25 protein-coding genes are annotated in these 24,423 nt (G+C 71.6%); 13 read left to right on the top strand and 12 right to left on the bottom strand.

Features of this window, described 5'->3' with window-relative positions:
- Positions 1-30: 30 nt before the first annotated feature.
- The 3 genes from QSK34_RS24210 (at position 31) to QSK34_RS24220 (ending at position 4,628) form a co-directional block, all read left to right on the top strand.
- Positions 31-1,854 (top strand): AMP-dependent synthetase/ligase, encoded by a 1,824-nt coding sequence (locus QSK34_RS24210; protein WP_285586933.1) that lies wholly within the window; start codon positions 31-33, stop codon positions 1,852-1,854.
- A gap of 159 nt (positions 1,855-2,013) precedes the next feature.
- Entirely contained in the window at positions 2,014-2,970 is a 957-nt protein-coding gene (locus QSK34_RS24215) for a hypothetical protein (protein WP_285586936.1), read from the top strand.
- Between the two features lie 167 nt (positions 2,971-3,137).
- On the top strand, positions 3,138-4,628 hold the full coding sequence (locus QSK34_RS24220) for a PQQ-dependent sugar dehydrogenase (RefSeq protein ID WP_285586938.1): 1,491 nt from the start codon (positions 3,138-3,140) through the stop codon (positions 4,626-4,628).
- A gap of 21 nt (positions 4,629-4,649) precedes the next feature.
- Here the strand turns inward: QSK34_RS24220 and QSK34_RS24225 are convergent, their stop codons facing one another.
- Together QSK34_RS24225 and QSK34_RS24230 are read right to left on the bottom strand one after the other, a co-directional pair.
- On the bottom strand, positions 4,650-5,513 hold the full coding sequence (locus QSK34_RS24225; protein WP_285586940.1) for an SDR family oxidoreductase: 864 nt from the start codon (positions 5,511-5,513) through the stop codon (positions 4,650-4,652).
- 29 nt (positions 5,514-5,542) lie between these two features.
- The gene (locus QSK34_RS24230) at positions 5,543-6,154 is read right to left on the bottom strand and encodes a TetR/AcrR family transcriptional regulator (protein WP_285586942.1); all 612 of its coding nucleotides are present in this window, start codon (positions 6,152-6,154) and stop codon (positions 5,543-5,545) included.
- A gap of 87 nt (positions 6,155-6,241) precedes the next feature.
- Here QSK34_RS24230 and QSK34_RS24235 point away from each other — a divergent pair, with 87 nt between their 5' ends.
- The gene (locus tag QSK34_RS24235) at positions 6,242-7,150 is read left to right on the top strand and encodes an alpha/beta fold hydrolase (RefSeq protein ID WP_285586945.1); all 909 of its coding nucleotides are present in this window, start codon (positions 6,242-6,244) and stop codon (positions 7,148-7,150) included.
- On the opposite strand, the gene QSK34_RS24240 is transcribed toward QSK34_RS24235, so the two are convergent.
- Both QSK34_RS24240 and QSK34_RS24245 read right to left on the bottom strand, forming a co-directional pair.
- Positions 7,147-8,997 (bottom strand): CheR family methyltransferase, encoded by a 1,851-nt coding sequence (locus tag QSK34_RS24240; RefSeq protein ID WP_285586947.1) that lies wholly within the window; start codon positions 8,995-8,997, stop codon positions 7,147-7,149. The two genes, QSK34_RS24235 and QSK34_RS24240, sit on opposite strands and share 4 nt — an antisense overlap.
- A 9-nt stretch (positions 8,998-9,006) precedes the next feature.
- Entirely contained in the window at positions 9,007-10,017 is a 1,011-nt protein-coding gene (locus QSK34_RS24245; protein WP_285586949.1) for a chemotaxis protein CheB, read from the bottom strand.
- Between the two features lie 65 nt (positions 10,018-10,082).
- Here QSK34_RS24245 and QSK34_RS24250 point away from each other — a divergent pair, with 65 nt between their 5' ends.
- The 4 genes from QSK34_RS24250 to QSK34_RS24265 all read left to right on the top strand — a co-directional run bounded on the left by QSK34_RS24250 (position 10,083) and on the right by QSK34_RS24265 (position 12,905).
- Complete coding sequence (locus QSK34_RS24250; RefSeq protein ID WP_285586952.1) at positions 10,083-10,757, top strand: STAS domain-containing protein; 675 nt, start codon at positions 10,083-10,085, stop codon at positions 10,755-10,757.
- Between the two features lie 93 nt (positions 10,758-10,850).
- A complete protein-coding gene (locus tag QSK34_RS24255; RefSeq protein WP_285586954.1) occupies positions 10,851-11,948 on the top strand; it encodes a PAS domain-containing protein in 1,098 nt (365 codons plus the stop codon).
- A gap of 57 nt (positions 11,949-12,005) precedes the next feature.
- Entirely contained in the window at positions 12,006-12,422 is a 417-nt protein-coding gene (locus QSK34_RS24260; protein ID WP_062348581.1) for a CBS domain-containing protein, read from the top strand.
- A gap of 84 nt (positions 12,423-12,506) precedes the next feature.
- Positions 12,507-12,905, top strand: a complete 399-nt coding sequence (locus QSK34_RS24265; protein ID WP_161483152.1) for a ChaB family protein — start codon at positions 12,507-12,509, stop codon at positions 12,903-12,905.
- Between the two features lie 18 nt (positions 12,906-12,923).
- Here QSK34_RS24265 and QSK34_RS24270 read toward each other — a convergent pair whose 3' ends face one another.
- Positions 12,924-13,697, bottom strand: a complete 774-nt coding sequence (locus QSK34_RS24270; RefSeq protein WP_285586961.1) for an alpha/beta fold hydrolase — start codon at positions 13,695-13,697, stop codon at positions 12,924-12,926.
- Positions 13,698-13,851: 154 nt separating this feature from the next.
- Here QSK34_RS24270 and QSK34_RS24275 point away from each other — a divergent pair, with 154 nt between their 5' ends.
- Positions 13,852-14,559, top strand: coding sequence for a class I SAM-dependent methyltransferase (locus tag QSK34_RS24275; protein WP_161483154.1), 708 nt, complete (start codon positions 13,852-13,854; stop codon positions 14,557-14,559).
- On the opposite strand, the gene QSK34_RS24280 is transcribed toward QSK34_RS24275, so the two are convergent.
- From QSK34_RS24280 to QSK34_RS24290, 3 genes are read right to left on the bottom strand one after another with little or no spacing between them, the layout of a single operon-like run.
- A complete protein-coding gene (locus tag QSK34_RS24280) occupies positions 14,556-15,572 on the bottom strand; it encodes an NAD(P)/FAD-dependent oxidoreductase (RefSeq protein ID WP_285586963.1) in 1,017 nt (338 codons plus the stop codon). The two genes, QSK34_RS24275 and QSK34_RS24280, sit on opposite strands and share 4 nt — an antisense overlap.
- The gene (locus tag QSK34_RS24285; protein WP_285586965.1) at positions 15,569-16,084 is read right to left on the bottom strand and encodes an isoprenylcysteine carboxyl methyltransferase family protein; all 516 of its coding nucleotides are present in this window, start codon (positions 16,082-16,084) and stop codon (positions 15,569-15,571) included. Before QSK34_RS24285 ends, QSK34_RS24280 begins: the two co-directional genes overlap by 4 nt.
- A complete protein-coding gene (locus tag QSK34_RS24290; protein WP_285586967.1) occupies positions 16,084-17,127 on the bottom strand; it encodes a type III polyketide synthase in 1,044 nt (347 codons plus the stop codon). Before QSK34_RS24290 ends, QSK34_RS24285 begins: the two co-directional genes overlap by 1 nt.
- A gap of 91 nt (positions 17,128-17,218) precedes the next feature.
- Here QSK34_RS24290 and QSK34_RS24295 point away from each other — a divergent pair, with 91 nt between their 5' ends.
- Positions 17,219-17,989 (top strand): UbiA family prenyltransferase, encoded by a 771-nt coding sequence (locus QSK34_RS24295; protein ID WP_285586968.1) that lies wholly within the window; start codon positions 17,219-17,221, stop codon positions 17,987-17,989.
- Here QSK34_RS24295 and QSK34_RS24300 read toward each other — a convergent pair.
- Complete coding sequence (locus QSK34_RS24300) at positions 17,986-19,140, bottom strand: RtcB family protein (RefSeq protein WP_285586970.1); 1,155 nt, start codon at positions 19,138-19,140, stop codon at positions 17,986-17,988. The genes QSK34_RS24295 and QSK34_RS24300 overlap by 4 nt on opposite strands.
- A gap of 136 nt (positions 19,141-19,276) precedes the next feature.
- Here QSK34_RS24300 and moaA point away from each other — a divergent pair, with 136 nt between their 5' ends.
- Positions 19,277-20,260 carry a GTP 3',8-cyclase MoaA gene (gene moaA, locus QSK34_RS24305; protein ID WP_285586971.1) on the top strand — a complete coding sequence of 328 codons (984 nt, stop codon included), beginning with the start codon at positions 19,277-19,279 and terminating at the stop codon, positions 20,258-20,260.
- Between the two features lie 43 nt (positions 20,261-20,303).
- Positions 20,304-20,537 carry a DUF6457 domain-containing protein gene (locus QSK34_RS24310; protein WP_030452315.1) on the top strand — a complete coding sequence of 78 codons (234 nt, stop codon included), beginning with the start codon at positions 20,304-20,306 and terminating at the stop codon, positions 20,535-20,537.
- 359 nt (positions 20,538-20,896) lie between these two features.
- On the opposite strand, the gene QSK34_RS24315 is transcribed toward QSK34_RS24310, so the two are convergent.
- Positions 20,897-21,214 (bottom strand): DUF3099 domain-containing protein, encoded by a 318-nt coding sequence (locus QSK34_RS24315; protein WP_285586972.1) that lies wholly within the window; start codon positions 21,212-21,214, stop codon positions 20,897-20,899.
- 54 nt (positions 21,215-21,268) lie between these two features.
- On the opposite strand from QSK34_RS24315, the gene QSK34_RS24320 reads away from it, so the two are divergent.
- Positions 21,269-21,484, top strand: coding sequence for a dodecin (locus QSK34_RS24320; RefSeq protein WP_161483162.1), 216 nt, complete (start codon positions 21,269-21,271; stop codon positions 21,482-21,484).
- A 53-nt stretch (positions 21,485-21,537) separates the two neighbouring features.
- On the opposite strand, the gene QSK34_RS24325 is transcribed toward QSK34_RS24320, so the two are convergent.
- On the bottom strand, positions 21,538-22,905 hold the full coding sequence (locus QSK34_RS24325; RefSeq protein WP_285586974.1) for a metallopeptidase TldD-related protein: 1,368 nt from the start codon (positions 22,903-22,905) through the stop codon (positions 21,538-21,540).
- Positions 22,902-24,395: a TldD/PmbA family protein gene (locus tag QSK34_RS24330; RefSeq protein ID WP_285586977.1), complete on the bottom strand. Its 1,494-nt coding sequence runs from the start codon at positions 24,393-24,395 to the stop codon at positions 22,902-22,904. The genes QSK34_RS24325 and QSK34_RS24330 overlap by 4 nt, the downstream gene beginning before the upstream one ends.
- Between the last annotated feature and the right edge of the window lie 28 nt (positions 24,396-24,423).

Genomic DNA, 24,423 nt, shown 5'->3' on the forward strand with positions numbered 1-24,423 from the left:
CTGTCCAGCATCCCCCTGAGGAGACGCGGAATGGTTCTTGAGGAGCGGGCGGCGATCGAGGAGAGCATCGCCGGTCGGACCATCTGTTCTCAGCTCGACGAGACCGCCGAGGCCCACCCCGACCTACCCGCATATTCCGACCCCGTCGAGGGCGGCTGGTCCACCCTGACCTACCGGGAGGCCCGGCAGCGGGTGCTGGAGATCGCCGCCGGGTTCGCCGCGCTGGGCGTCGATCCGGGCGACTCGGTGGCCCTCATGATGGTCAACCGCAGCGAGCACGTGCTCGCCGACCTCGGGGCCGTGCACGCGGGGGCGATCCCGTGCTCGGTGTACGCCACCTTCGCGCCCGACCAGGTGGCCTATGTGGCCAACGACGTCGGTGCCAAGGTCGCCGTGCTGGGCGGCCCGGCCGAGCTGGCCCGCTGGGCGCCGGTCCTCGACCAGGTGCCCGGCCTGGAGAAGATCATCCTGTTGGAGGGCGCGACCGGCGACCAGCTCTCGTGGGCCGACTTCCTGGCCATGGGCGCCGAGGCGCTGGCCGCCGACCCCCAGTCGGTCGAGGAGCGCTGGCGCTCGGTCACCCCCGACGACACCCTCACCGTCCTGTACACCTCGGGCACCACCGGCATGCCGAAGGGCGTCCCGCTCACCCACCGCAACGTGCTCTTCGAGGTCGGCGCGACCGACCGGATGACCTCGCTGCCCACCCAGGGCACCCAGATCTCCTACCTGACCTACGCCCACATCGCCGAGCGGGTGCTTAGCCTCTACCTGCCCCTGTTCAAGACCTCCCACGTGCACTTCTGCACCGACCTGGCCAACCTCGGGCCGACCCTCGCCGCGGTCAGGCCGGTGTTGTTCTTCGGCGTGCCGCGCGTCTGGGAGAAGATGATGGCCAAGCTCTCCGCGCTGCTGGCCATGTCGCCGGAAGACCAGCAGGAGAACGCGCGCAAGGCCATGGCCGCCGGGCTCGCCTGGGTCGAGGCCGGTCAGGTCGGCCACACGATGACGCCGGAGGTCCAGGCCGCGTACGAGGCCGCCGACGCCGCCCTGCTCTCGATCATCCGCGGCATGATCGGCTTCGACAACGCGGGCTGGCTGGCCACCGCGGCGGCGCCCATGCCGCTGGAGGTGCAGCGCTTCTTCGCCGGCCTCGGGCTCAAGGTGCTCGACGTCTACGGCATGACCGAGACCACCGGGGCGTTCACCGCCAACAGTCCCGACGCCTACCGGCTCGGCACGGTCGGCCGCCCCGAACCGGGCGTCGAGGTGCGGATCGCCGACGACGGGGAGATCCTCACCCGCAGCCCGCTGAACACGTCGGGCTACCTCAACCGCCCCGAGGCCACCGCCGACCTGTTCGACGACGAGGGCTGGCTGCACACCGGCGACGTGGGCTCGCTCGACGAGCACGGCTTCGTCCGCATCGTCGACCGCAAGAAGGAGCTCATCATCACCGCCGGGGGCGAGAACATCTCCCCGGCCAACATCGAGAACTACCTGAAGGAGCACGCCCTCATCGGCCAGGCCCTCGCCTTCGGCGACGGCAGGCCCTACCCGGTCGCGATCCTCACCCTCGACGGCGAGATCGCCCCCGGCTGGGCGCAGGCCAACGGCATCACCTTCACCGACCTGGCCGACCTGGCCGGGCACCCCGACGTGCTGAAGACCGTCGAGGCGGCGGTCGAGGCCGCCAACGAGAAGCTGGCCCGGGTGCAGCAGGTCAAGCGCTGGCGGCTGCTGCCGGTCGAGTGGACGGCCGAGACCGAGGAGCTCACCCCGAGCCTGAAGCTCAAGCGCCGGGTCATCCACGCGAAGTACGCGGAGATCATCGAGGAGATGTACCGTCACTGATCATCTGACCCCGACGCGCGAGCAACCGTTCCCGTTGCCAAGTTGTGATCACTTTTTCTTCGGCAGACCCGCAACTTTTGGCGGAGATTTCCCGTCTATGACGTAGGCGCGCTTCATGCCGGAAGCGCGCGTTGTAACGGGGAGAGGAAGCACCCTCTTATGATCAAGCGCATCGCCACCGCGCTGGTGGCGGCCGCTGCGATGAGCGCCTCGGCGCTCGTCTCCGCGGCCCCCGCCTTAGCGGACCCGGGTCACGGGCACGGTCACCACGACGGGCCCAACCCGAGAATCACGAATGTCTGGGTCAACCCCGGCCAGGTTGTCCTCAAGGGCAAGTGGGACTCCGAGGTCGTGTCGATCACCGTCAAGGGCGTGGACATCAAGCACGCCAAGATCGTGGTCGACCACAAGGGTAGCTGGGGCCGGGACGACTGGGACGGCCCCAGCTGGGACGACAAGTCGGCGGACAGCACCACCGCCGACGGGTCGGAGGAGAAGAAGGCGCCGTGGAAGCCCGTGTGGTTCTCCACCTCCGAGAGCGTGAAGATCGACAAGAAGGACCCGAAGGGGTTCTACGCCGTCAAGGTCTACGCTCGCGGGTTCGACGGCAAGCTCTACACCAGCTCTTCCGGCTTCACGGTCAAGCACCTCAGCTATGACCCGCCGAAGCCGCCGAAGGGCCCCAAGGCCACGCGGATCGTCGACTTCAACGCCGGCCCCGAGCCGGTGAAGAAGGGCCGCTACGTCACCCTGACCGGGCAGCTCCAGGTCGCCCAGTGCTACGGCGACTGGTACTACGACTACAAGAAGCACGACCGCGCCTATGTCGAACTCGACGGTAGCGTCAAGCCCGTCGACGACGGCTGGAGCGGCTGCTACGACTCTCGCGACTACTGGCACGGCTGGTACAAGCTGGGCTGGCAGGACATCGACGTCTACTTCCTCCCTGCGGGTTCGCACAAGTGGAAGTACGTGAAGACCATCGACACCAACCCGAACGGGTCGTTCTACACCAAGGTCAAGGCCTGGGGCAGCGGCACGTGGGGCGTCCGGTACGACGGTCGTCACGGCTTCGGCTCTTCTGAGGCGAGCGACTACGTGAAGGTCGTCAAGTAGTTTCCTCTACGAGCCCGGGCCTCCCCTCCACGGAGGCCCGGGCTTCCCCGTTTCGGGGGGCGAAACTTTGCGGTCGACCGGTGAAACTTTCTTCGGGCCGCGCAGGTCAGCGACCGGCCGCGCTGGTGATCGTTGGCAGGGCTGACCAGGCCTCGTATGGTTCCGCAATGTCCAGACACGTTAGGCACGTCATCGCCGCGGCGATCCTGCTCCTCGGAGTGATGATCGCCCTGCCGGCCCGGGCCGCCGTGGTCGGCGGCTTCGACTTCGACCGGGCCCAGGTGTCGGTCACCGGGCTCCAGGTCCCGTGGGGGTTCGCCTTCCTCCCCGACGGGAGCGCCCTGGTCACCGAACGCAACACCGGCCGCGTCATGCAGGTGCGGCCCGGCCAGACCCCGGTCGCCGTGGCGACCGTCAGCGGCGTGTCCGCCTCGGGCGAGAGCGGCCTGCTCGGCATCGCCGTCTCCCCGACCTACGCCCAGGACCAGTGGGTCTACGTCTACTTCACCACCGCCTCCGACAACCGCCTGGCCCGCTTCCGCCTGAGCGCGCCCTCGACCCAGAACGTCCTGCTGTCGGGCATCCCGCGCGCGACCATCCACGACGGCGGGCGCATCGCCTTCGGCCCCGACGGCATGCTCTACCTGGCCACCGGCGACGCCGGGACCACGTCCAACGCCCAGAACATGAGCTCGCCCGCCGGGAAGATCCTGCGCATGAACCCCGACGGGAGCATCCCCGCGAGCAACCCCGTCGCCGGTTCGCGGGTCTACAGCCTGGGCCACCGCAACGTCCAGGGCCTGGCCTGGGACGCCCAGGGCCGCATGTACGCCACCGAGTTCGGCCAGAACACCACCGACGAGATCAACCAGATCGTGGCGGGCGGCAACTACGGCTGGCCGACGTGCGAGGGCACCTGCAGCAACCCGTCGTTCCGCAACCCGATCATCACGTGGACGACCGCCGAGGCCTCCCCGAGCGGCCTCGCCTTCGCCAACAACACCCTGTTCGCGGCGGCCCTGCGCGGCACCCGCCTGTGGGCGGTGTCGCTGAACGGCTCGGGCGGCTCGGCCGGCGCCTCCGCCCAGTTCCAGGGCCAGTACGGCCGCCTCCGCGCGGTCGCCGTCGGCCCCGACGGCTGGTTGTGGGTCGGCACCAGCAACCGCGACGGCCGGGGCACCCCGGTCGCGGCCGACGACCGCATCATCCGGGTCCCTCCGGCGGGCGTGAACCCGTCGCCGTCGCCGAGCCCTTCGCCGTCGCCCAGCCCCTCGCCGTCTCCCTCGCCCAGCCCCTCGCCCTCGCCCTCTCCTTCACCGTCGCCTTCGCCCAGCCCGCAGCCCGGCGGGCCGTGCTCGGCGACCGGGACCGTGCAGACCCAGTGGGGCAACGGCTACGTCGTCCAGCCGGTGACCGTGACCAACACGGGCACCTCGGCGCTGAGCGGCTGGCGGGTGACGTTCACGCTCCCGGCCGGGCACACGCTCTCGGGCTCGTGGAACGCCACCCTCACGGTCTCCGGGCAGACCGTCACCGCGACCAACCAGAACTACAACGGCAACCTCGCGCCGAACGCCAGTACCACGTTCGGCTTCCAGGTCACCCGCCCCACCGGCAACACCGCCACGGTGAGCGGCTACACCTGCGGCTCACCGTGACGTGAGCGACCCTCCCGGGCCTCAGCCCGGGAGGGTCTCGCCGCCGATCGGGGCCAGGACCTCGCCGGTGTAGTAGGACGACAGGCGCCCGGACGCGAAGAACACGTAGGACGGCGCGATCTCGTCGGGGTCGGCGGCCCGCTTCATCGGGGCCTGCTGGCCGAACTTCTCCACCTTCTCCTCGGGGAAGGTGGCCGGGATCAGCGGGGTCCAGACCGGGCCGGGGGCGACCGCGTTGACGCGGATGCCCTTGTCGACGAGGTTCTGCGCCATCGACATGGTGAAGGCGTTGATCGCGCCCTTGGTGGCGGCGTAGTCGATCAGGCTCTTGTTGCCGCGCAGGCCGTTGATCGACGAGGTGTTGATGATCGACGCGCCGTCGCCCATGTGCCGCAGGGCCGCCTTGGTGACCCGGAAGTAGCTGTGGATGTTCACCGCGAAGGTGTGGTTCCACTGCTCGTCGTCGAGTTCGTCGAGCGAGTCGACCGGCTCCTGGTAGGCGACGTTGTTGACCAGCAGGTCGAGCCCGCCCAGTTCCTTGACGGTGCGCTCGACCACCTCCTCGCAGTGGTCGGCCCTGCCGAGGTCGCCCGGCAGCAGCACGCAGCGGCGGCCCTCGCGCTCGACCAGCGCGCGGGTGTGCTCGGCGTCCTCGTGCTCGCTCAGGTAGGCGATGGCGACGTCGGCCCCCTCCTTGGCGAAGGCGACCGCCACGGCCCTGCCGATTCCCGAGTCGCCTCCGGTGATCAGGGCCTTGCGGCCCTTGAGCAGGTCGCGGCCGGCGTAGTCGCGCATCTCGTCGCGGGGCTCGGGCGCCATGTCGCCGCTGCTCCCGGGGTAGCTCTGCGTCTGGCCCGGCGGTGTCTGGTTCGGTTCCTCAGGCATGCTGCGACCCTGCCCAGGCGGTTGATCGCTTAACGGAGCCGGGCGGCCATGCCCTCGAAGTAGCTGCGGTGGACGGCGGCCAGGTCGACCCGCTCGGGGTCGAGCAGCCACACCAGGTGGGCGCCCTCGATGAACGCGGCCGTCTCGGCCGCCAGGATCGACGGGTCGAGCTCGGCGCGGGCGGAGCCGTCGGCCATGGCCCGGCCGTAGAGCGAGGTCAGATGGGCCCGGAGCGCCCGGCCGCGGTCGCGGAACCAGGTGTGCAGCGCGGCGCCGGGCTCCAGGTTCTCGGCGGTGAGCGTGGTGTGCAGGGCGGCCAGGTCGCGGTCGGCGGCGGCGGTGTGCCCGGCGTCCCGGACGAACCACTCGAAGGCCTGGTCGAGGGTGGGTTCGGCGTCCGGGGAGGCCGACAGCCGCTCCAGGGCCCGCCGGTCGGCCTCCTCCAGCACGGCCTGGACGAGCCCGTCCTTGCTGCCGAAGTGGTGGATGAGGGCCGAGGGGGTGGCGCCGGCGCGCTCGGCGACGGCGGCCACGCCGGTGCCGCGCACCCCCTGCCGCGCGAACAGCTCGATCGCGGCGTCGACCATGGCGCGGCGGCGCGCCACGCCCCGCTTCTGCACCTGTCCCTTGACTCCGGCCATGGGGATCAGGGTGCCGCCGGGGGCGGGGGAGTTCAACTCGGAAAACCGGGGTGCGCGATCACGGGCCGACCATTATCTTGAACGACCATGCAGGAAAATAACGAACAGATCGTCCGCGCCGGTGACCTCGACCTGTGGGCGGAGGCCTTCGGCGACTCCGGGCACCCGACGGTGCTGCTGGTCATGGGCGCGCAGGCGCAGGGTGTCCAGTGGCCCGACGGGCTCGTCCGCCGCCTGGTCGACGGGGGCCGCCGGGTGATCCGCTACGACCACCGCGACACCGGGCGCTCCTCCACCGTCGACTTCGCCGCCCACCCCTACACCGTCGCCGACCTGGCCTCCGACGCGATCGCCGTGCTGGACGACTTCAAGGTCGAACGGGCCCACCTCGTGGGCGCCTCCCTCGGCGGCCTCATCGTCCAGCGGCTGGCCGTCACCCACCCCGATCGTGTGCTGACCCTCACGAGCCTGTCGTCCCAGCCCCTCGGCACCGACACGGCGGCCGCGGTGCGGCGCGTCATGGAGGGGACGCCGACGCCGCCCGGCGAGCTCCCGCCGCCCACGCCCGAACTGCTCGCCGCGCTCGCCACCTCGTTCCCCGAGCCGGGGGCCTCCCTGGAGGACTACCTGGCGGCCCGGTCACCGCTGTGGCGGATCCTGCACGGCCCGGTCCTGCCGTTCGACGAGGAGGAGTACCGCACGCTGGAGCGGCGGGCCTACACGCGGGCGCGCGACCTGCGGGCCGGCCTCAACCACGCCCTCGCCGGGGCCGCCGACCCGGGCTCCACGGCCGACCTGGCCGCGGTCACCGCGCCGACGCTGGTCGTGCACGGCACGGAGGACCCGATGTTCCCGCCCGCGCACGCCGAGGCCACCGCCGCCGCCATCGCCGGGGCCCGCCTGGTGATGATCGAGGGCATGGGCCACACCCTGCCCGCGTCGGCGCACGACCGCCTCGCGGAGGAGATCCTGCGCCACACGGGAGGCCGTCCTTAGGAGGGCGCCGGGTCGAGCACGTCCATCAGCAGGATGACGCCGGCGGTCCGGCCGTCTTCGCCGAGCATGCGGGAGAACTCGATGCTCAGCCGGGTGGCGCGGCCCCGCCGGTTGACGGCGTCGACGGCCAGGCCGTCGGGCCGGTCGCGGGGTTCGGCGTCGCTCAGCATCATCCGCAGGCGGGCGGCGAGGCCGTCGAGAGGCAGGCCGATGTCCAGGCCGGTCAGGAGACGCCCGGCGACCTCGTCGGCGCGCACGCCCCACAACTCCTCGGCCCCGGGGCTCCAGATCAGCACGCGCAACTCGGTGTCGACGACCGCGACGGCGTCGCCGAGGCTGCGGACCATCGCCGAGACGAACGCGTTGGCCTGGTCGAGCTCCTCGCCGCGCGCGTTGAGGGCGTCGTTGATCTGCTGGAGCTCGTCGTTGGTCGACTGGAGCTCCTCGTTCATGGTCTCCAGTTCCTCGTTCGTGGACTGGAGCTCCTCGTTGGTGGTCTCGAGTTCCTCGTTCGTGGACTGGAGCTCTTCGTTGGTGGTCTCCAGTTCCTCGTTGAGGGACTGGAGCTCCTCGTAGGCGTTCTCGAGCTCCCGGTTGGCCTGTTCGAGCTCGTCGCGCAGGCGGCGGTAGCGGGTGACGTCGTAGAAGTTGACGCCGACGCCGACGAGGTCGCCGTCGCCGTTCTGCAGCGGGACCACCGAGATGTCGTACACGTCCGCGTCGGGGTGTCCCGGCCGCTGCCAGGTGACCTGCTGGAGTTCGACGGTCCGCAGGTCGGTCTGGGCCTGCTCGATCACCGAGCGCAGCTCGACCGGCCGGTAGGACAGCTCCAGGTCCTGGAACGGGCGGCCGACGTCGCGCGGGCGGAGGCCGAACAGCGTCTCGGCGCGGCTGTTGAGCAGGGCGAGTCTTCCGTGGGTGTCGAGCCCGATCTGGGCGACCGGGCCCGAGGCCAGCGCGGCGCTCTGCAACTCGCCGATCGTCGTGTGGGAGGGCAGCGCGGACGACCAGGCGGGACGGCCCGCAGGGGAGGCGGTCCCGGCCTTCTTGAACAGCCGCATGCGCAGGTCGAGCGGTTCGAACTTGTCGCTGTGGTTGAGCAGCATCTCGGCCTTGCCGAGGAACAGGTAGCCCGGGTTGCCCAGGGCGAAGTGGAACCGCCGGACGACGCTGAGCTGCGTCTCGGTGTTGAAGTACATCAGGGTGTTGCGGGCCAGCAGCAGGTCGACCCGGGAGATCGGGGCGTCGCGCGTCAGATCGTTACGGCCGAAGATCACCTGGCGGCGCAGGTCGCGGCGGAAGGCGTAGAGGCCGTCGGCGGGCTCGAAGTAGGTGTCGCGGAGCGCCGGGGGGACTTCGGCCATCTGGCGGTCGGTGTAGGTCGCGCCCCGGGCCACCTGCAGCGCCTGTTCGTCGAGGTCGGTGGCGTAGATCTTGACGCGAGCCCTGAACTCGTCGACGCCCATCTCCTCGGCGAAGATCATCGCGAGGCTGTAGGCCTCCTCGCCGGTGGCACAGCCGGCGCTCCAGACGCGGATGCCCTTGCCCGCCTGCTTGCCGGCCACGATGGCGGGCACCACCCGCTCGCGCAGCACCTGCCAGGCGAGGGGGTCGCGGAAGAAGCTCGTGACGTTGATGAGCAGGCTGTCGAACAGCCGGTCGAACTCCGCGGGTTCCAGTTCCAGATAGTCGCGATATTCGCCGTAGTCGTGGAGCTTCAGTGATTCCAGGCGGCGGGCGATGCGGCGCATCAGGGTGGTGCGCTTGTAGCCGGTGAAGTCGAACCCCCTGGTCTCCTTCAGCATCGCCAGGAGGTCGTCGAAGTCACGTTCGTCAGCCGGGATCACGTTCCGACCCTATGCCTCGGTGACGTCGTCCCGGGTACTGAGCCGCGCCTGCATGATCCTCATGGTCTCCAGCGCCTCACGGGTCTGGTCCGCCTCCTCGGCGAGCCGGACGACGGACAGCCGCCGGCCCCGGTCCTCCGCGGAGCGGATCATGCGCTGGAGCAGCCGTCCCCGCTCCTCCAGTCGCAGCACGGCCACCCAGAGGGCGCGCTCCACCGCGTCCGACTGTCCGGCGATCATGGTCTCCATCGACCACGAGTGGCCCACGCGGCAGTCGTAGCGCGGGTCCGGGTCGCCGGGCCGCGCGTAAAGCGGGCCGCTGCAGTCGGGGCAGGTGAAGCCGGACAGCTCCCCCTCGGGCGGGGTGGTGGGCAACCGGGGGGTCAGATAGCGGGCCAGGTCGCGCAGCAGTTCGTCGTCGGCCATGGTCTCCTCCGCGATCACCGGCGACCGGGTCTGCTCCACGATCCACTCGGCCAGCCGCGCAGCCGGCAGGGTCTCGGCCCGTTCGCTCGCCCGCAGCGCCGCCGACGGCATGCCGGGAAAGGCGCATTCCTCCGGGTCCTGTACGGCCACCACCCCGCCGTGCCCTTCCACCCGCGCGCAACCGTGCGCCCCGTCGTCGAGGGTGCCGCTCAGCACCACCCCCGCGACCCGGGGCCCGGCGGCGACGGCGGCGCTCATGAACAGCAGGTCGGCGGCCGGGCGGTAGCCGTTGTACCGCGGTCCCCGGCTGACCCGCTGGTGGTCGTCGTGCACCAGCAGATGGTGGTCGGCGACCGCCACCCGGACCTCCCCGCGCACGAGCGGCCGCCCGTCCTCGGCGGGCGCCGCCTTGAGCGGCCCCGCCCGGTCGAGGATGCCCGCCAGCGCGCTCGACCCCGAGGAGGCCACGTGGAGGACGACCAGGACCGCCGCGGGTAGGCTCGGCGGGAGACGGGCCACCAGGGTGCGCAGCGGCTCGACCCCGCCGGCCGACGCGGCGATGACCACGAGGTCCCTTCCCTGATGGCTGTCCACGGGATTCCCCTGCCCGCTATCTCGGCATATGCACATAAGACCGCAGAAAGGGTAGGGATTCGGACATGCTCCTCTCGCTCGCCGTCGTCCACCACGACCGGACCGACCTCGGCCTCGCGCTGTCCGGCGACATCGACTGGACCTGGACCGAGTGGCTGGAGAGCTCCCTGGCGTGCCTGCTGTTCCGGCGGTTCGAACGGGTGACCCTCGACGTGGGGGCGGTGGGCTTCTGCGACCTGGAGGGAGCCCGGGTCCTGCTCCGCTTCAGGGCGCTGGTCGAGCTCGACGGGGCGACTCTGCTCATGACCGGCGGCGGTCCGGCCGTCCGCCTGCTCGGGCTGCTGTCCGAGGACCCGGCGATCCCGGATGCCGGGCCTTCCACGGGCGAGGCGGGCGCCCCCGAGCCCGAGCCGGCCACCCGGCATCTGCCGGTCGTCCGCGGCGCCCGGCCCGGCGCGGAGTCCCGGCCCCGCCGGCCGCTCGACGCGAGCGGGCCGGCCGCGGACTCCGCCGTCCATCCGGCCATGCGGCGGGCCGAGGAACTGCGCGCGATCATGCGGGAGGGCGTGCGGACCATGCGCGAGCGCGTCGCGGCCAACTGCGCCGACGTGGCCGAGCTGCACGACCGGCTGGCCCGGATGCACGAGTACGCCGGCCACGCCCTCGACTGCGACTGCGGCTCCCACCGGCGCAAGGCCGCCGAGTTCCGGGCCAGAGGGAACCGCTTCGCCTCCGTGTGACCATCGGCTTCTCACGGCAGGGTGCGCGACTGCGGGACCGCCCTGGGGGCATGGTGTCTCCCGGTGGCGATCAGGCGATGGAGGTGAGGCGAGATGACCGATTCGGCGGCCGACGCGTTCGAGAGCGAGTTCATCGAGTTCCAGAAGCGTCTGGCGTATCTGAGGGAGTCCCGGACGTTCGTGACCGACGAACTCGGCCGCGACGAGTGGATGGAGGCCGCGCTGCTGGAGCTCGAGGTGGCCACCGAGGAGCTGAAGGTCCGCCAGGAGGAGCTGATCTCCTGGGCCGACCAGGTCGCCGCCGAGAAGAGCCCGGCCGAGCTCGAACGCCTCCTGCTGCGCGCCGCCTTCACCGGCTCGCCGTTCCCCACCCTGATCGTGACCGGCGACGACGGGGTGATCAGGCGGGCCAACGCGGCCGCGCTCGCCCTGCTCGACGTGACCCAGTCGTACGCGGCCGGACGCCCCTTTCCGGTCTTCGCCGACCTGCGCTTCCGGGCCGCCCTGCGGTCGGCGCTGGCGGCGGCGAGCCGCACCGGCGAGGCCCGGACGGTCCGCATGCGCCTGGTGCGGCGGCGGCTGCCTCCGGTGGACGTCACGCTCGCCATCGCCCGGCTCGACCTGCCGGGTGAGCGGCCCCACCTGCTGATCGGCACCTCGGTCGTGCCGCCGCTGGAACCATTGCCGCCGTCCGGGCCCGAGATCCGGCCCGCGCGCGAGGACGTGTTGTCCTCCTGGGCCCGGCTGCTGCTCTCGCCCGGGTTCTCCCTCGGGCTGGCGGCGGGCGCGCTGCGGGAGGCTCTGGCCGACTGGGTCCGCGTCGACCTGGTGGACCAGACCGGCGCCTGGCGCCCGGCGGCCGCCGTGGCCGGCGAGGGCCTTCCGGCCGGGGGCGACCGGCCGCTCGACCTGTCGCGCCGGGTGGCCGAGAGCGGGCGCATGGCCCTGGAGAGCCCGCTCGGCGACCTCGGCGTCCTGGGAGAGGACGCCGACGGCGTCCCGGTGGCCGCGCGGCTGGGCGTCGGCTCGCTGGTCTGCGTGCCGCTCGTCGCCCGCCGCGCGATGGGCGCGGTGACGATCGCGCGCCGCGGCGGCGCACGGAGGCCGCTCTCCCTGGCCGAGGCCGGCCTGCTGCGGGAACTGGGCGACCAGCTCGCCCTCCGGCTCGACCTCGACGAACTTTTGGCCTGATCGGGGGCGTGGCGCGGCCGATGCGGGGCAGGCGGACCCTTGTCGGAAGGAGGAACGATGACAACCGCCCGCGAGATCATGACTCCGAACGCGGAGTGCGTGAACTCCGACCAGACCATCGCCGACGCCGCCGAGAAGATGCAGCGCCTCGACGTCGGCTCCCTGCCGATCTGCGGCGAGGACAACCGCCTCAAGGGCATGATCACCGACCGCGACATCGTGGTGAAGGTGATCGCCCAGGGCCGTGACCCCAAGTCGTGCCTGGCCGGTGAGCTGGGAGGCAAGGAGGTGGTGACGATCGGCGCCGACGACGACGCGCAGGAGATCCTGCGCACGATGGGCGAAGGCAAGGTCCGCCGCCTGCCCGTGATCGACGGTCACACCCTGGTGGGGATGGTCGCCCTGGCCGATGTCGCCAAGGCCCTTCCGGAGACGTCGGTCGGCGACCTCATGGCGGCGCTGACCACCGACTGACGCACTTCGCGGGCCCGGCCGTGCCGCCACGGCCGGGCCCCGGAGGGAGAGCACGGAGGAAGACACTCAGGAAAGGCAGAGACCATGCCCGCACGCCAGGAACTCCCCGACACGTTGAAGCGCTCCCCGAAGAAGGCCCAGCGGACCTGGCTCAAGGCCCACGACTCCGCCGTCGAACAGTACGGCGAGGGCGAACGGGCCCACCGGACCGCCAACGCGGCCCTGAAGCACAGCTTCGAGAAGGTCGGCGACCACTGGGAGCCCAAGGCCGAGAAGGGCCCCTCGGACCGCCAGGCCGAGAAGAGCACCCCCAAGCCCGGCAAGACCGCCGAGGGCGTCGACGCCAACGCCTCCAAGCAGCACCTCTACGACGTGGCCAAGCGCCTGGAGGTGCCCGGCAGGTCCTCCATGAGCAAGCCCGAGCTGGTGGAGGCGATCAAGAAGGCGAACCGGAGGGCGTCGGCCAAGGCCCGCTCGAAGTGACGCCCGGAGCGAGCGCCGTCAGCCGGTGAAGAACGCCCGCACGATCGGCCCGGTGACCTCCGGGTCGATCGTGTGCGTCTGGCCGTCGAGGGCCACGACGTGGGCCCCGGCGACCGCCGTGCCCAGGGCCCCCACCATGCCGCGCAGCCGGTCGGGACTGGCCGCGCCGTCGAGCACCAGCGTGGGCGGCGGGCGCAGGCCGGCGAGCTGGTCGGGCAGCTCGCGGTCGGTCACCAGCAGGGCGTCGTAGACCGACGAGGGCGCCAGCGCCTCCAGACGCCGCCAGAAGGGGGCGTTCTTCGCCTCCTCCACCATGTGGGGCGGCATGCCGATGATCTTGAGCTGGAAGTATTCGACCGCCTCCTCGCGCCGCCCCTGGGAGACCAGTTCGGTCAGGTGGCCGGCGTGGTCGGCGGGGGAGGGGTTCTCGTTCTGGTAGGGCGGCTCGTAGAGGGCCAGTCGGGTGATGCGGGCCCCGTCGAGCAGCGCCTTCAGCGCCAGCAGCCCGCCCGAGGAGTAGCCGAACACGGCCGCCTCGCCGCCCGCGGCCTCGATCATGGCCTTCAGGTCGTCGACCTCGTCGGCGATCCGGTAGGGCAGGGCCACCTCGCCGCTGCCGCCGCGCCCCCGCCGGTCGTAGACGAAGACGGTGAAGTGGTCGGCCAGCGCCTCGGCCAGCGGCAGGCCGGCGGCGCGCTCGTTGAAGACGCCCAGCACGACGATCACCGGCGGCCCCTCGCCGACCCGGTCGTAGGCCAGCGTGGTGCCGTCACGCGAGGTCGTAATCATCATGACAACCGTTCTATCAGCCGGTACCGTCGTACCCAGTCCAGCGAAACGAGGAGAGGCCATGGCTGCCCGTCCGGTGTGACCGGGGTGGTCCAGCGCTGCCCCGGTCAAGACGAGAGACAGTTTCTTTCTCACTTTGACTGGAGCATTTCTTCCAATGCCGTGGTACACGGATTTCTTCACCGAGCTGCCCAACACCTTCTGGCGGGCCGCCGTCCCCATCGAACACACGACCCCCGAGATCGACTTCCTGATGTCGCTGCCGGGCGACCACGTCCTCGACGTGGCCTGCGGCAGCGGGCGGCACGCCCTCGAACTCGCCGCGCGCGGCCGCCGGGTGACCGGCGTCGACGTGTCGGCCGAGGCCGTCGCCCACGCGACCCGGGAGGCCTCCCGGCGCGGGCTCGACGCCGTCTTCACGGTCGGCGACATGCGCGCGCTGCCCGAGACGACCGCCGACACGGCGATCTGCATGGGCAACGCCTTCGGCTACCTCGACCACGACGAGACGATCGGCTTCCTCAACGGGCTGACCGTTCGCACGCTGGTCCTCGACTACGCCTTCGCGGCCGAGTCGTTCCTCCCGGGCGTGACCCTGGAGGAGGAGCCGATGACCATCGGCGGCGTCACCGCCGAGCAGGTCAACGAGTACGACGTGACGGGCGGCCGCTGGCTCACCCACTTCACCTTCACCCGAGGGGAAGAGGTGCACCGGGGCACCTCGGTCCAGCACGTCTACACCGCCGCCGAGGTCCGCCGCATGGTCGCCGGTGCGGGCTTCACGACGATCGACCTGTACGCCGGCCCCGACGGCGCCCCCTACGAGATCAGGTCCGGCCGCCTGATCCTGGTGGCCCGCCGCTAGGCCAGGAGCGCGACGGCCGCGCGGAAGGCCCACGGGAGCTTCCGCGCGGCCGGCGCGATCACGTCACCGGTCATCCGGTTGCCCCTGACGGCCACCAGCGCCGCCGTGAGCGCCCGGTGCCGCCGCGACAACCGCCTCCAGGCGCGCTCGTACGAGCCGGGATCGCCGGTCCGCAGGGCCGCGACCAGCGCCTCGGCCGAGCGCGCCGCCAGCGAGACGCCCTCCCCGGTGAGCGCGTCGACGTACCCGGCGGCGTCGCCCACCAGCAGCACCCGCCCGGCCACCCGGGCCTTGGCCCCCTGCCGCAGCGGCCCCGCCCCCCTGACCGGCGAGCACGCGGGGCCCAGCCGGTCGCGCAGCGCGGGGAAGGCCGCCAGGTGCTCCTCGTAGGGCACCCGCCGCGAGCTCAGCACCGCCACCCCGACCAGCTCGGCCCCCAGGGGCGTCACATAGGCCTCCGCGCCCGGCGACCAGTGCACCTCGACGTGGGAGTTCCACGGGGCGACCGCGAAGTGTCGGCGCAGGCCGTGGCGGCGCAGCCGCCCCGGCGGGACGGTCAGCCCCAGGGCGGCGCGTAAGGGGGAGTGCAGCCCGTCGGCCGCGACCAGCCAGCGGGCCCGGCCGAACCCGTCGGCCTCGACGTCGCCCGGCCGCTGCCGGAAGCGCTCCACCCGCCCGGCGACCACCCGCACCCCGAGCTCGGCGGCCCGCTTGGCGAGCGCCTCGTGCAGGATCGTACGCCGGACGCCGACCCCGGAGAGCCCGCGCGGGAACGGCGCGGTCACCGAGCCGCCGGCGTCGAGGTAGGCGATGCCGCGCAGCGGCCACCCCTCCGGCCGCACCCCCAGAGCCCGCAGCGCCTCGGCCCCCGTGGGCATCAGCCCCTCGCCGCACGCCTTGTCGACCGGGGTCGCCCGAGGTTCGACGACGACGGCCTCCATCCCGGCCAGCGCGGCGTGGCAGGCGGTCGCCAGCCCGGCGGGCCCGCCGCCCGCGATCAATAAGTCGATCACGCGGTTTCCAGCCGGGTCAGCGCGGCCTCCTCACACCGGATGCGGACCACCATCAGCCCCGCGTTCAGCACCGTGAAGACCAGCGCCGTGACCCAGGCCGAATGGACGAGGGGCAGCGCCAGCCCTTCGACGACCACCGCGACGTAGTTGGGGTGGCGCAGGAAGCGGTAGGGCCCGCCCGTGACCGCCTTCAGTCCCGGCACCACCACGACCTGGGTGTTCCACTGGTGTCCCAGTGTTCTGATGCACCACCAGCGCAGCGCCTGGGAGGCCGCCACCAGCGCCAGCATCGGCCAGCCGAGGGCGGGCACGAAGGGGCGGTCGGCGGCGTACACCTCGATCAGGCACCCGGCCAGCAGCCCGGTGTGCAGCACCACCATGAACGGATAGTGGCCCTGACCGGCCACGATCCCGCCCCTGGCCAGGCTCCAGCGCAGGTTGCGCTTCGCGACGACGAGTTCGGCCAGGCGCTCGGCCCCGACGAGGGCGACCAGCACGGCGTACCAGCCCATCACCACTCCAGCAGGACGAGTTCCGAGCAGAACCCCGGGCCCATCGCGATCATGAGGCCGGGGGTGCCCTTCGGGGGATCGAGCGCCATCGTGTCGGCCAGCACCCGCAGCACCGACGACGACGACAGGTTGCCGACCTCGGCCAGCGACCGCCACGTCACGTCGAGGGCGCCGGGCGGCAGGTCCAGCGCCTCGACGACCGCCTCCAGTACCCGCGGCCCGCCGGGGTGGCAGACCCAGGCCGTGACGTCCTTCCTGGTCAGCCCGTGGTCGCCGAGGAAGCCGTCGACGTCGCCGGGCAGGTAGGTGCGGACGACGGCCGGGACGCTGGCGTCCAGCACCACCCGGAAGCCGCCGTTGGTGATGTCCCAGCCCATGACCTGGTCGGAGTCGGGGTAGAGGTGGGAGCGCGAGTCGACCACGCGAGGGCCGGGGCCCTCGGAGGTGGTGGCCACCACGGCGGTCACGCCGTCGCCGAACAGGCCGCCCGCGACCAGGTTGGCGATCGAGCGGTCGTCGCGCTGGATGGTGAGGGAGCAGAACTCCACCGAGAGCAGCACCGCGACCTGGGCGGACTTGGCGGTCAGGTAGTCGTGCACGCGGGCCACCCCGGCCGCGCCGCCCACGCAGCCCAGGCCGAACAGCGGCAGGCGCTTCACGTCGGGGCGCATGCCCAGGCGGGAGGCGATGCGGGCCTCGATCGACGGCGCCGCGAGGCCGGTCACCGTCGTGAAGAGGATCATGTCGACGTCGCGGGGGGTCAGGCCGGCCGCGTCGAGGGCCTCCGCGATGGCCTGGGAGCCCAGGTCGACCGCCGCCGCGACGAACACGTCGTTGGCCGCGCCGAAGCCGTCGAGTTTCACGTAGTCGTCGAGGGGCAGTACGAGATGCCGGTACTCGACTTGGGCGTGCCGGTGGAGTCGTTCGAGAACGCGGCGTTCGGTGGCGTCGAGGATGCCCAGGCGGGCGATCGCGTCGGTGATCTCAGCCTGCGCGTAGCGGTTCGGCGGCAGGACGCCATGAACGGCGGCGATACGTGACATCGCACTCCCAGATCGGCAGAAATCCATCCCCTTCCGATCTCTGCCCACCCCTCACGGGTTCATGTGCGTCCCCTTGGGAACCCCAACCTCTGTGCTCCTGGGATTAGCGCTCGCCTGCCACCCCGGGCCGACGCTGGCGGTCACCGCCCTCGTGACCGCGCTGGCCGCCGGATCGGGGCAGGACCTCGCCGGCTGCCTGCTCGTGCTGGCCGCCGTGGTGTCCGGCCAGTTGTCGGTGGGCTGGTCGAACGACGCCGTCGACGCGGGCCGCGACCGGGCCCTGGGGCGTACCGGGAAACCGGCGGTCTCCGGAGACGTCTCGGTGCGGACCTTATGGGGGGCCGCCGCGGTCGCCCTGCTGGCGTGCGTGCCGTTGTCGCTGGCGAACGGCCTGCTCGCGGGCGGATTCCACCTGCTGGGGGTGGCCGCCGCGTGGGCGTACAACCTGGGGCTGAAGGCCACGCTGCTCTCGTGGGCGCCCTACGCGATCGGGTTCGGGCAGTTCCCGGCGTTCGTGTCGCTCGGGCTGCCCGGCCAGCCGTGGCCCGCCTGGTGGTCGGTGGCCGCCGGGGCGCTGCTCGGGATCGGCGCCCACCTGGCCAACGTGCTGCCCGACATCGACGGCGACCTGGAGACGGGGGTGCACGGCCTGCCCCAGCGGCTCGGCCGCCGCCGGACCCTGGTGCTGACCCCGGTCTTCCTGGTCGCCGCCGTCGCCGTGCTCTGGTGGCCCGCGGCGCTGGCCGCCGCCGCGCTCGCGCTGGCCCCGAGGCTGGTGCGCCACCCCGCCGCGCCGTTCCAGAGCGCCGTCGCCGTGGCCGCCCTGGCCGTCGTGCTGCTGCTCGTGCGCGGTACGGGCTAGCCCTTGTAGTTGAACACCTGGCGCAGCGTGTGCTGCACGGTCACCAGGTCGGTCTGGTCGGCCATGACCTGGTCGATCGGCTTGTAGGCCTCCGGGTGCTCGTCGACCAGCGCCGAGGCCCGGTCGGCGTTCCACGTCCGGCCCTCCATCGCCTTCTTCAGCGACGACGCGGTGAGCGTGCGCTTGGCCTGCCCGCGCGACATCCGCCGCCCCGCCCCGTGCGAGCACGAGTTGTAGGAGTCGGCGTTGCCCTTCCCGCGCACGATGTAGGACCGCGTCCCCATCGAGCCCGGGATGACGCCCTCGTCGCCGGTGTCGGCCTTGATGGCGCCCTTGCGGGTGATCCACAGCGACTTGCCGTGGTGCGTCTCCTTCTGGGTGAAGTTGTGGTGGCAGTTGATCGTCCGGACCCGGCGGCCCTTCCCGACCACCGAGAACAGCGCGTTCGACAACACCGCGTCCATCCGCGCCCGCGAGGCCATCGCGTAGGCCTGCGACCACAACATGTCGTCGATGTAGGCGGTGAACTCGGGCGTCCCCTGGACGAAGTAGGCCAGGTCGGGGTCTTCCAGCCCGATCGCCGCCTGCTTCATCGCCTTCTTCGCGCCGGCGATGTGGCGGGTGGCGAGCTGGTTCCCGATCCCGCGCGAACCGGAGTGGAGCACCGTCCACACGTGGTCGCGCTCGTCGAGGCAGACCTCCACGAAGTGGTTGCCCGACCCGAGGGTGCCGAACTGCGTGGCCACCGTCTTGTCCTGCTTGGCGGTCAGTTCCGTGTACGGCCGCCCGATCGCCTCCAGCGCCCGGTCGATCGCCCGGTCGTCGTGGCCCCGGCCCACGCCGGCCGGGATGCGCCGCTCGACCAGCGGCATCAGCGCGTCGAGGCTCTCGGGCAGGTCGGCGGCGGTCAGGTCGGTCTCGGTCGCGATCATCCCGCAGCCGATGTCGACCCCGACGGCGGCGGGGATGATCGCACCCTCGGTGGGGATGACCGATCCGACGGTCGCGCCGATCCCGATGTGCGCGTCGGGCATCAGCGCGACGTGTCCGGAGACGAAACGCAGGCGCGCGGTCCGGGCCGCCTGCTCGATCGTTCCGGCGTCGATCTCGCTGGCCCAGGACAGCAGGTTGTGGGCGACTTCCTTCGGCATGATGATCTCCTGTTCGGTGCGACCAGTGTGCCGAACCGGGGTTAAGCGTTCCCAATGGTTTTCCTCTGGAGGAATCCCCGTTGATCGGGCGCGGTTGTATCTGCTCTAAGCTGGCATACAGAATGGAGATGGTTACGTGCTGGTCGACTCGTACGGGCGTGTCGCGACAGACCTGCGGGTGTCGCTGACCGATCGGTGCAACCTCCGGTGCAGCTACTGCATGCCGCCGGAAGGTCTCGACTGGCTGCCCAAACCCGACCTGCTGACCGCCGACGAGATCGTCCGCCTGGTCACCGTCGGGGTGCGCGACCTGGGCGTCACCGAGGTCCGCTACACCGGCGGCGAGCCGCTGCTCCGCCGCGAACTGGTCGACATCGTCGCCCGCACCTCCGGCCTCGGCGCCGAGATCTCCCTGACCACCAACGGCATCGGCCTGGCGAAGCTGGCCGCCCCGCTCGCCGAGGCGGGCCTCCACCGGGTGAACGTGTCGCTCGACACGATCGACCGCGAGACCTTCAAGAAGCTCGCCCACCGCGACCGCCTGCCCGACGTCCTCGACGGCCTGGCCGCCGCCGACGCGGCCGGGCTGCGCCCCGTGAAGGTCAACGCGGTCCTGATGCGCGACGTCAACGACCACGAGGCCGCCGGCCTGCTGCGCTACTGCCTCGACCGCGGCTACCAGCTCAGGTTCATCGAGCAGATGCCCCTCGACGCCCAGCACGGCTGGAGCCGCGACAACATGATCACGGCCGACGAGATCCTGGGCCTGCTCGGCGCCGCGTTCACACTCGACGACGCCGACCCGAAGGAGCGCGGCAGCGCCCCCGCCGAACTGTTCCTCGTCGACGGCGGCCCCGCGACGGTCGGCGTGATCGGCTCGGTCACCCGCCCGTTCTGCGGCGCCTGCGACCGCGTCCGCCTGACCGCCGACGGCCAGATCCGCAACTGCCTGTTCGCCACCGAGGAGTCCGACCTCCGCACGGCCATGCGCGAAGGCGCCTCCGACGACGAGCTGGCCGCCCGCTGGACCGCCTCGGTCGCCCGCAAGAAGCCGGGCCACGGCATCGACAACCCCGAGTTCCTCCAGCCGGCCCGCCCGATGAGCGCGATCGGCGGCTGACCGGCTGGGCCCGCCCTGTTTCCACCTGGTCTGGAGGCCGCTTGTGAACGTGCTGGAGGAATGGACCGCCCTGGTCTGCCGCGAACTCGGCATCGACCCGGCCGTCGTCGACCGCGACCTGGTACTCGACCTGACGCGCGACGTGGCCCACGGGGTCGCCCGCCCGGCGGCGCCGCTGACGGCCTACCTCCTCGGGCTGGCCCAGGGAGCCGGCACGGCCCCACCCGACGCGGCGGCGGTCATCTCCGCCAAGGCGGCCGAATGGAGCCGCGACTAGGCCCTGCTCCCGCCGGCTCCAGCCCGCGTCGCGGGCGGGGCCCGGCGTCCTCGGGGATCTCACCGTGGAGATGATCGCGTGACCGTCGAGGCTCGGGGAGCCGCTCTCTTGCTCGCGCCACCCATGGGGAGATTCGCTGATCTTTTTTCGCGAGGAGGTCAGACGGCGCCGCGAGTAAAGGGCGGCAGAAAAGGTCTGAACATAGGGCGACGCCGGGTGGTTACGGGGGCAAACCACCCGGCGTCGCTTCATCGGCGTTCCGACGGGGGCCCGGAACGCCGGCACCAGCGCTCCGACGGGGGACCAGAGCGCTTGGCTAAACTGTACACCTACCACCCTTAGGATGCGTCAAGACTTAGTCACGACCCGATCTCGCGTCGATGCCGTGGTATCTCGTTTTGGTTAGCTCCATCCATGTCCTGAAGTGGGGGAAGGTCCTTTCCCCGCTCGTTGGCCCCGATCACGGCAAGGTACGGCAAAAGCACCGCGCCGGCGATGAAGAGACCGCGCAGCCACAGCGGCGCACCGGGCCACGCCACGGCCAGGATGAGGCAGACGACGCGGATCGACATCTTGATCACGTAGCTGATCTCGCGCCTGCGGATGTCGGCCGTCAGAGACGGCTGCGCGTCGGTCACCTGGTGAACGGTCGTCTTCCGCCGTTGAAACAGCTTCACGATCCAACCCTACGCCCGGGGCATATGATCGTTTCGCGACGACAGGGAGGCACGATGTCTGACCGCACCTACCGGGTGACCGAGATCGTGGGAACGTCCGGAGACTCCGTCGACCAGGCCATTCGCAACGGGATCAAGCGCGCGTCGCAGACGCTGCGCCATCTCGACTGGTTCGAGGTGACGGAGGTCCGCGGCCACATCCAGGACGGCGAGGTCGCCCACTTCCAGGTGGGCATGAAGGTCGGTTTCCGCCTGGAGGACTCCGAGTAGCAGAAGGGGCGGTCCCGTGCAACACGGGACCGCCCCTTGACACCCTTGTCAGATCAGTTGGCCTGGCTCACGGTCGACATGTTGAAGTCGGGCACCCGCAGCGGCGGCATGATCGTGCGGGTGAAGTAGTCGTTCCACTCGCGCGGCAGGGTCTGCGACGCCGCGCCGACCTCGGTGACGCGGCCGAGCAGGTCGACCGGCGACTCGTTGAAGCGGAAGTTGTTCACCTCGGCCGTGACCTCGCCGTTCTCGACCAGGTAGACGCCGTCGCGGGTCAGGCCGGTGAGCAGCAGCGTCTGGGGGTCGACCTCCCGGATGTACCAGAGGCAGGTCAGCAGCAGGCCGCGCTCGGTGGCCGCGATCATCTCCTCCAGTGACTTCCCGCCCGCCGGGCCCTCCATGATCAGGTTGTCGATCGCGGGGGTCTCGGCGAGGCCGGTGACCTCGGCCGAGTGGCGGGTCTGGATCAGGTTGGCCAGTTTGCCGTCGGCGATCCACTTGGTCGGGCCCAGGGTGAAGCCGTTGTCGAAGACCGACGACTCGCGGCTCGACGCGTGGGCCACGGTGAACCCGCCACACTCCACCCCGGCCCGGCCGGGGTCGCTGTAGAGGTCGATCGGCAGCTTGGCCAGCTCCTCGCCGACGCGGGTGCCGCCGCCCGGCTTGGCGAAGACCGTGCGGCCGTCGAAGGCGTCGCGGGCGCCCGCCGACCAGTACAGGTAGATCATCAGGTCGGCCACCGCGCCCGGGGGCAGCAGCGTCTCGTAGCGCCCGGGGGCCAGGTCGACCCTGCGCTTGGCCCATTCGAGGCGCTGGGCCAGCGTCGCGTCGAGGGCGGCGACGTCGACGTCGGTGAAGTCGCGGGTGGCCGCGCCGACCCACGCCGAGCGGGTCATGTCGGGCGACTTGGCGTTCAGCTCCAGGCGGCCGGTCGGCTGGTCGTGGCGGCGGCGCAGGCCGGTGCTGGTGCCGACGAAGACCGAGTTGACCAGGTGTTCGGCGAAGCCGTAGAGCCGGCGGCCCCCGGCCTCGGCGGTCGCGAACGCCTCGCCGAGCGCCGGGGCCAGGTCGCGGAAGACCGCGATCGAGGTCTCCTCGGCCGGGCGGTCCCAGTCGGCGGCGGCCTCTCCGGCCACCAGCGGGCGGGCGTCTTCGGACGGCTGCGCGTCGCGCGCCGCCCGGTCGGCCGCGGCCACCACGTCGGCGATCTGGTCGGGCGTGACGCCCGCCCGGGAGACGACGCCGGTGCCGCTGCCGGCGATCGAGACCACGGTCAGCCGCGAACCGCGGGCGACGCCGTTGGTCGTCAGGGTGTTCCCGGCGAACCGCAGGTTCGCGGTGGTGTCCTCGTCGACGATGACGACGCGGTCGTCGGCGCCGGGCAGCGCCAGCGCGCGCTCGACTACTTCCTGCGGGGTCACTTGCCGCCCTCCTGCACCGTGTTGAGGATCTTCACACCGCGGAACCGGGCGGCCGGGCAGCCGTGGCTGACCGGCGCCACCTGGCCGGGCTGGCCCTTGCCGCAGTTGAACGCGCCGCCGAGCACGTAGGTCTGCGGGCCGCCGACGGCGTCCATGGAGCGCCAGAAGTCGGTGGTGGTGGCCTGGTAGGCGACGTCGCGGAGCTGGCCCGCGAGGCGCCCGTTCTCGATCTTGTAGAAACGCTGGCCGGTGAACTGGAAGTTGTAGCGCTGCATGTCGATCGACCAGCTCTTGTCGCCCAGGACGTAGATGCCCTCGTCGACGCCCGCGATCAGTTCCTCGGCCGACGGGCCGCCCTCGGCGGGCTGGAGCGAGACGTTGGCCATGCGCTGGATCGGGGTGTGGCCGGGGGAGTCGGCGAAGGCGCAGCCGTTCGAGCGGCCCAGGCCCTTCAGCAGGGCCATCCGCCGGTCGAGCTGGTAGCCGACCAGGGTGCCGTCGCGCACGATGTCGAACCGCTGGCCCTGCACGCCCTCGTCGTCCCAGCCGACGGTGGCCAGGCCGTGGTCGGCGGTCCGGTCGCCGGTCACGTTCATGATGGGGGAGCCGTAGGTGAGTTCGCCGAGCTGGTCGAAGGTGGCGAAGGAGGTGCCCGCGTACGCCGCCTCGTAGCCCAGCGCCCGGTCGAGCTCGGTGGCGTGGCCGATCGACTCGTGGATGGTCAGCCACAGGTTCGAGGGGTCGATCACCAGGTCGTAGTTGCCCGCCTTGACCGAGGGGGCGGCCAGCTTCTCGGCCAGCAGGTCGGGGATCTCGGCCAGCTCGGCGGGGAAGTCCCAGCCCGTGCCGGTCAGGTATTCGTAGCCCCGGCCCACCGGGGGAGCGAGGGTGCGCATGTCGTCGAAGAGGGCGCCCTCGGACTTCATGGCCGTCAGCGCGGGATGGACGCGGACCCGCTGCTGGGTGGTGACCGTGCCGGCCGAGTCGGCGTAGAACTTCTGCTCCTTGACCTGCATCAACGAGGCCGACACGTGGTCGACCCCCTTGGCCAGCAGACCGGCGGACCAGTCTCCCAGCAGCGCCACCTTGTCGCGCAGCGGCACGTCGAACGGGTCGACGTCGTAGAGGGACACCCAGACGCCCTCGTGCACCGGCTCGGCGGCCAGCTCGACGGGCTCCCGGTTGAGGGGGGCGCTCACCTCGGCCACCTGGACGGCCTGCGCCGCCACCTCGGCCGCGGCCTCGGGCGTGAGCGTGATGCCGCCGGCGAACCCCCAGGTGCCGTTCTTGACCACCCGTACGGCGAAACCGAGGTCGTCGGCGTCGCTGGAGCCTTCGAGGCGGGCGTCGAACAGGCGGAGCGTCTCGGCGCGCACCCGTTCCAGACGGAAGGCGGCGAACTCGGCGCCCAGCTCGCGGGCCCGCTGGAGGGCGGCGTCGGCCAGCCGCCGCAGCGGCAGGGCGAGGAAGTCGGGATCGATCTGACGCATGGAGGGGATCCTAGTCCGCCCCGTACGA

The sequence above is a fragment of the Herbidospora sp. NBRC 101105 genome (assembly GCF_030269205.1).
Classification (GTDB): domain Bacteria; phylum Actinomycetota; class Actinomycetes; order Streptosporangiales; family Streptosporangiaceae; genus Herbidospora; species Herbidospora solisilvae.

What these genes read in the sequence shown, in the direction of transcription:
- QSK34_RS24210 (WP_285586933.1), top strand. Translation starts at nt 31, where the DNA reads ATGGTTCTTGAGGAGCGGGCGGCGATCGAGGAGAGCATCGCCGGTCGG.
- QSK34_RS24215 (WP_285586936.1), top strand. Translation starts at nt 2,014, where the DNA reads ATGATCAAGCGCATCGCCACCGCGCTGGTGGCGGCCGCTGCGATGAGC.
- QSK34_RS24220 (WP_285586938.1), top strand. Translation starts at nt 3,138, where the DNA reads ATGTCCAGACACGTTAGGCACGTCATCGCCGCGGCGATCCTGCTCCTC.
- QSK34_RS24225 (WP_285586940.1), bottom strand. Translation starts at nt 5,513, where the DNA reads ATGCCTGAGGAACCGAACCAGACACCGCCGGGCCAGACGCAGAGCTAC.
- QSK34_RS24230 (WP_285586942.1), bottom strand. Translation starts at nt 6,154, where the DNA reads ATGGCCGGAGTCAAGGGACAGGTGCAGAAGCGGGGCGTGGCGCGCCGC.
- QSK34_RS24235 (WP_285586945.1), top strand. Translation starts at nt 6,242, where the DNA reads ATGCAGGAAAATAACGAACAGATCGTCCGCGCCGGTGACCTCGACCTG.
- QSK34_RS24250 (WP_285586952.1), top strand. Translation starts at nt 10,083, where the DNA reads ATGCTCCTCTCGCTCGCCGTCGTCCACCACGACCGGACCGACCTCGGC.
- QSK34_RS24255 (WP_285586954.1), top strand. Translation starts at nt 10,851, where the DNA reads ATGACCGATTCGGCGGCCGACGCGTTCGAGAGCGAGTTCATCGAGTTC.
- QSK34_RS24260 (WP_062348581.1), top strand. Translation starts at nt 12,006, where the DNA reads ATGACAACCGCCCGCGAGATCATGACTCCGAACGCGGAGTGCGTGAAC.
- QSK34_RS24265 (WP_161483152.1), top strand. Translation starts at nt 12,507, where the DNA reads ATGCCCGCACGCCAGGAACTCCCCGACACGTTGAAGCGCTCCCCGAAG.
- QSK34_RS24270 (WP_285586961.1), bottom strand. Translation starts at nt 13,697, where the DNA reads ATGATGATTACGACCTCGCGTGACGGCACCACGCTGGCCTACGACCGG.
- QSK34_RS24275 (WP_161483154.1), top strand. Translation starts at nt 13,852, where the DNA reads ATGCCGTGGTACACGGATTTCTTCACCGAGCTGCCCAACACCTTCTGG.
- QSK34_RS24285 (WP_285586965.1), bottom strand. Translation starts at nt 16,084, where the DNA reads ATGGGCTGGTACGCCGTGCTGGTCGCCCTCGTCGGGGCCGAGCGCCTG.
- QSK34_RS24290 (WP_285586967.1), bottom strand. Translation starts at nt 17,127, where the DNA reads ATGTCACGTATCGCCGCCGTTCATGGCGTCCTGCCGCCGAACCGCTAC.
- QSK34_RS24300 (WP_285586970.1), bottom strand. Translation starts at nt 19,140, where the DNA reads ATGCCGAAGGAAGTCGCCCACAACCTGCTGTCCTGGGCCAGCGAGATC.
- QSK34_RS24320 (WP_161483162.1), top strand. Translation starts at nt 21,269, where the DNA reads ATGTCTGACCGCACCTACCGGGTGACCGAGATCGTGGGAACGTCCGGA.
- QSK34_RS24330 (WP_285586977.1), bottom strand. Translation starts at nt 24,395, where the DNA reads ATGCGTCAGATCGATCCCGACTTCCTCGCCCTGCCGCTGCGGCGGCTG.